4 protein-coding genes are annotated in these 5,912 nt (G+C 29.8%); all 4 read left to right on the top strand.

Features of this window, described 5'->3' with window-relative positions; genetic code table 11:
* The coding region (locus ACH2CG_RS04795; RefSeq protein ID WP_395062745.1) for a phosphoenolpyruvate carboxylase at positions 1–2,320 on the top strand (2,320 nt) is incomplete at its 5' end.
* A gap of 489 nt (positions 2,321–2,809) precedes the next feature.
* Complete coding sequence (locus ACH2CG_RS04790) at positions 2,810–3,709, top strand: alpha/beta hydrolase family protein (protein ID WP_395062743.1); 900 nt, start codon at positions 2,810–2,812, stop codon at positions 3,707–3,709.
* A 418-nt stretch (positions 3,710–4,127) separates the two neighbouring features.
* Positions 4,128–4,808, top strand: a complete 681-nt coding sequence (locus tag ACH2CG_RS04785) for a hypothetical protein (RefSeq protein ID WP_395062741.1) — start codon at positions 4,128–4,130, stop codon at positions 4,806–4,808.
* Between the two features lie 256 nt (positions 4,809–5,064).
* Positions 5,065–5,760: a hypothetical protein gene (locus tag ACH2CG_RS04780; protein ID WP_395062739.1), complete on the top strand. Its 696-nt coding sequence runs from the start codon at positions 5,065–5,067 to the stop codon at positions 5,758–5,760.
* Positions 5,761–5,912 lie beyond the last annotated feature (152 nt).

Here is a 5,912-nt window from a genome sequence, read left to right as displayed (position 1 = left end):
ATATGTTGAACGTCAGATAGTTTTATTTGATGCTATAGAAGATGCTGCATTTCCAGTGGTAAATAATATGGAAGGAAAAGGATCGCTGCGAGACATTAAAGAACTTGCTGATACTAAAGAATTGAAAGAAGAATTGATTTTATTTTTAAATAATTTTAATATTAGAACTGTTTTAACAGCACATCCAACACAATTTTATCCTGGATCGGTATTAGGTATCATTACAGATTTGACTGCTGCGGTTCGAGAAAATGATTTGACTAAAATTAAGCAATTATTGGCGCAATTAGGTAAAACACCATTCATTAAAAAAGAAAAGCCTTCACCGTTTGACGAAGCAGTTAGCCTAATTTGGTATCTTGAAAATGTATTTTATCAAACCTCTGGCGAAATGTTGCAATACATCCAAAAGAATATTTTTAAAGATAAATCAATATCCAATTCTATTATTAATCTTGGTTTTTGGCCTGGTGGTGATCGCGATGGAAATCCATTTGTAACTACAGATATTACATTGAAAGTTGCCGACAGATTGCGAACTTCAATTTTAAAATGTTATTATCTTGACATTAGAAATTTAAAACGCAAATTAACTTTTTCTGGAATTGATGCTATAATTTCTGAAATAGAAAATAAAATATACCGTTCTGTATTTTATTCAAATGGAAGTATTTACATTACATTATCGGAACTTAAAGATAAACTAGATCAAGTAAAATCTATTTGTATTAAAAATCATCAAGCATTATATTTGGACGAAATTAACGACCTAATCAATAAGGTAAATGTATTTGGATTTCATTTTGCAACCTTAGACATTCGTCAGAATAGTAAAATTCATGATAAAGTTATTAAAACAATTTTCACCTATTTAGGCTCAGAAAATAAAGAATTTAATGATTATTTTAATTATTCTGATGAAAAAAAAATCCAATTGATTTCAAATTTATCTGGAACAATTTCTTCCAATTTGTTTGATGATGAAATGACTAAACAAACGTTAGATTCTATAAATGCCATAAAAATAATTCAAGAAAATAATGGTGAATTAGGAGCAAACCGATACATAATTTCCAATAATGAAAGTGCTTTAAATGTTATGGAAACTTTTGCTTTGTTCAAATTATGTAATTGGGAAAATCCTACTGTAGACATTGTTCCGCTGTTTGAATCTATTGAAGATTTGCAACATGCAGATAAAATAATGGAGCAACTTTATACCAATAAGGAGTATAGTAATCATTTAAAAAATAGAGCAAACAAGCAAACTGTAATGCTAGGATTCTCTGACGGAACCAAAGATGGCGGTTACTTAATGGCCAATTGGGGAATTTATAAAGCCAAAGAAACGATTACAGAAATTTCTAGAAAATACGGAATAAAAGTTATTTTCTTTGATGGTCGTGGCGGTCCACCAGCACGTGGAGGTGGAAAAACACATAAATTTTATGCCTCATTAGGTTCAAATATTGAAAATAAGGAAATCCAACTTACAGTGCAAGGCCAAACTATCAGTTCTAATTTTGGAACCATAGATTCGTGCAGATACAATTTAGAAAATCTTTTAAGCGCTGGAGTTTCTAATGAAATTTTCAGTAAAAAAGAAAATAATTTATCCAAATCGGACAAAATTGTAATTGATGAATTGGCTAGTTTAGGTTATAAAAAGTACTTAAGTTTTAAAAATCATCCCAAATTTGTTCCTTATTTGGAGCAAATGAGTACGCTTAATTATTATTCTAAAACAAATATAGGAAGTCGTCCATCCAAACGAAATTCTGGAAGTGAATTAAATTTAGACGATCTTCGAGCCATTCCTTTTGTGGGTTCATGGAGTCAGATGAAACAAAATGTGCCGGGTTTTTTTGGAGTTGGCACCGCTTTAAAACACTTTGAAGATGCAGGCGAATGGAAAAAAGTACAAACATTGTTTGATGATTCCTTATTTTTTAGAACGCTACTAGAAAACAGCATGATGTCGTTGGCCAAATCGTTTTTACCATTAACACATTACATGAAAAATGATGCTGAATTTGGTGATTTTTGGCAAATAATTTATGATGAATTTATAGAAACCAAACGACTATTATTGAAAATTGCAGGTCATAATGAGTTGATGGAAAACTATCCAGATGGAAAAGCGTCTATTAAAATGCGTGAAGATATTGTATTACCATTACTAACAATTCAGCAATATGCTTTAATGAAAATTAACGAAATCAAGAAGAGTGGAAGTAATGATGCTTTACTAGAAGTTTACGAAAAATTAGTTATGCGATCATTATTCGGAAACACTAATGCCAGCAGGAATTCGGCTTAATATTATAATTTCTGTGCTGTTATTTTTTTATATCTGATGGATGAAACGAAATAAACGTGTTTTTTTTGAGCGAAACAGCCAATTGAAAAATGATGATTTGTCAATAATTAGAAGTTCAGACCAAAAGAGTAAGACGCTTTAAGAATTCTACAAAGAATTGGCATGTGATAATACGTCTATTATTGAAAATGAAATTGGAATAGCAATGCTCGATTTTGTTTATATTGACTTCCATAATATTGATATTAAAAAGATACCTAGTATTGAAATAGGATACTAAAAGTGAAATTGAAAAGAAGGACAAATAGAAAATTGATAAGTAAAAGTTTATTTTTTTTGCGTTAACGAATTTAAAACCTAGCAATAAAATGAATGGTGCTAAAAAACAAATAAAAGTCAATTTTTTACAAAAAATTTTATTTTAAACCTGCGTATGTACTAACGTTGCTGGCAATGCTACACAGAATTAAAAATCTAACACAATTTTAAATGAAAAACAACTTACTTCAGAACTTATATCTTAGGTTATTATTAATCATCTTACCAATAACAACATTTTCCCAATCGACCGACTTTACCATTCAAGATATAAAGTTTGAAAGTCAAGGAATTACTCTTGCTGGATCAATTATAAATCCTAAAAATCCATTTGCTGCAGTCGTAATTGTTCACGGTTCTGACCCAGTAAAAAGAGAAATGGACTTCGCAAAGCGTCTTGCTAAAGAAGGTATTGCTGTTTTGACATATGACAAACGTGGAGTTGGAGAATCTGGTGGTGTTTATGTAGGACCAACTGTTGGTACAAATAATATTGACACAACTAATCTTAATTTATTATCTAGCGACGCAGATGAGGCCGTAAAAACATTTCGAAGCTATTTAAAAGACAATAAAATACCAATTGGATTAGTTGGTTTTAGTCAAGCAGGATGGATAATTCCAATTACTGCAAGCAAAAATCCACAAATTGAATTTATGGTTTTATTTAGTTGTCCTACTATAACAACTTTAGAACAACTTCGATTTCAGTTTTACACAAATGGGAATACTAAATTTTGGGAAAATCACACAGATGAAGATGCACGTGAACATACTAATAATGATCCAGACAAGTATAAATTTGTGGCGACTGACCCAAAAATTTCTCTAAATACTCTTTCAATTCCTGGACTTTGGCTTTTTGGAGAGAAGGATATACAAATTCCTGTAAAATTATGCATAGAACAATTAAATAAATTTAAAGTTCAAGGCAAACCTTTTGAATATACTTTATTTTCAACATTAGGACACAATACTTCTTCTGAAAGTGATACAGCACCTTTTTACATTTCAATTCAGTGGATAAAACAGAATTGTTTGAAAATTAAGAAATCTAAAAAATCCAAATAAAACTACGCCTTCAACAAAGAACTGTACTTAAAAAACAAATAAAATTCAATTTATTTTCACTAGTTTTGAGTAAGAAAAACATAACAAAAGAAAATATTTACATTGCTGCTAACGAAATTTTAAAGTTGTTGCAGTCTGGAACTAAGGCAATATGTTTTTGTAATAAGTATTAAAATTTAGTCCCACTTTCTTATATTTTTTTTGTACTCGGAAAATTAGTCATTAGCCGAAAGATTAGGCTTTGATAATTTGTTGCTCCTTGTCAGTTGCTAAGTTCGAAACTTTATATTTTCTGTTCATGATAAAAATTCTTGCGAAACGTAAACTTGAATTTACCACAAATTTTGTAATTGCGAGAAAAGGCAGTTACCAGCTGTGCTAATTTTTATTATATTTGTTTAACGTATTAAAAAAAATTATGAAAAATCTGATTATCATTGCACTGCTGTTGTCTCTGAATTCTTTTGCACAAACCGTTCTTGAAAAAGCTGATGGTAGCAAAATAAATGTCGATTGGGCATCGTTTGACAATTCGGATGAAAAAGTGACTTTTAAAGTTGGAGATAAAAAGGAAAAACTGAAATTTAAGGAATTGAAATCCGTGATTTCTCCTTACCAAGCGGATTCAAAAGTTCCGTTGGCAAATTACACTTGGATGTATTTTCCCAATGCCAAAAAATTTAAAGGCATGTATGTAAAGACAGAAACCAATGACAAGTTACTTGGATTTGTTCATTACACTACAGAAACTGGACCGAGCACAACAAGCGCAAACGGTACTACTTTTTTTAACGGATCGAGTTCCTTTGAACATGTTCATTTAACCGTTTTTGACAAGCAAGGCACAGTTCTAGAAGATATAGATTTGAGATCGGGATATCAAAGCCATAACATCGAGGAGCGAGGCGAGGCAATTGAAATGATTAAACGACAATTCTCGAATTGCCCTAATTTTATAAAAGATTTCACTTCTTTTATCACTGCAGAGAGTGATCCAAAAAATTTGCGTGTAGTTGAATACTTCATGCAAAAAATAAAAGTTAATCATAATAATGCTGACTACGTAATGGAACCTCATAATTTAATCAACTGCAATTAAGAAAAGATGTGTTTAAAATCAAATAAAATTCAATTTATTGTATTAGTTTTAAGTAAGAAAAATTTTCGAGAAGAAAATATTTATATTGCTGCTAACGAAATTTTTAAATTGTTGCATTTTAGAACTACTTTTATATGGCTTTGTAATAAGTATTAAAACCTAGATTTTTTTTATATTTGGATAATACTAATTGAAATGTCTGCACTTTTTTTATAAGTATGCGTATATTAGAAAGTTAGCAGATACCAACCAAAAAATGAGCGAAAAAAAAACTGACTTTAAAAAAAGATTGTTAGATTATGACAATTTAATTAATAAATCCTATTTAGGATTGTTTGAAAGAAAATTTAATGGAAATAAAATTGACGAAAATGATTTCAAGAAATTTCCAATTTCATATTTCAATATTTTGAAAATTTATAATGGTATAATATCAACCGCTGATTATTCAGAAAGTAATAAACAACAAATTAGCAATAGATTATTGGATATTAAATCATTATTCTTCTTTCTAAATTCACCTAGAAATCCGTTTTACATAGATTCATTTGAAATAATTGGAAATGGCGAATTAGAAAATGGAGACGAAAGACATCTTTTATGGTTACAAGGCACACATTATAAAGTCTATTTAATTTCATCACTTTATGAAAAATTAATCGACTTATGCGAATTAATTTACCTAAAAAAAATGACTGACACAAAAACAGATAAAATCGGAAAAAAGTTAAAAGCATTATGGGAAATACCTCAATTTGACATTGTAAATGAAACGGAAAATAAAGTATTAACTGAATTTAGACAAGGAATAAGAAGAGGAGAAATTCACGGAATCTCTAGTGTAATGCGTCAATTATTTCAAAACGAATTAAATAATTTAAATGAAGAGAAAGAAATTGTAGATAATATAATTAAACGATTAAGCCATAAATTCAACATTGGCATCTGCTAACACACGCTACAAGCAATTTGGGTATTTGGCTTAATTTGAAGTTGGTTTTGTATTTGGAAGATTTGGCAAATCCGAATAATGGGCTTAATTTAGTCCCAAACTGCTTGTAGCGCGAGAACGTCAGGCTGTGAAAAAACCTCATTTTCATTTAT

This window comes from Flavobacterium sp. (assembly GCF_043778725.1).
Taxonomy (GTDB): domain Bacteria; phylum Bacteroidota; class Bacteroidia; order Flavobacteriales; family Flavobacteriaceae; genus Flavobacterium.
The sequence above is the reverse complement of the archived record's forward strand: the minus strand, read 5'-3'. Positions and strand labels throughout refer to the sequence as shown.

What these genes read in the sequence shown, in the direction of transcription:
- ACH2CG_RS04780 (WP_395062739.1), top strand. Translation starts at nt 5,065, where the DNA reads ATGAGCGAAAAAAAAACTGACTTTAAAAAAAGATTGTTAGATTATGAC.
- ACH2CG_RS04790 (WP_395062743.1), top strand. Translation starts at nt 2,810, where the DNA reads ATGAAAAACAACTTACTTCAGAACTTATATCTTAGGTTATTATTAATC.
- ACH2CG_RS04785 (WP_395062741.1), top strand. Translation starts at nt 4,128, where the DNA reads ATGAAAAATCTGATTATCATTGCACTGCTGTTGTCTCTGAATTCTTTT.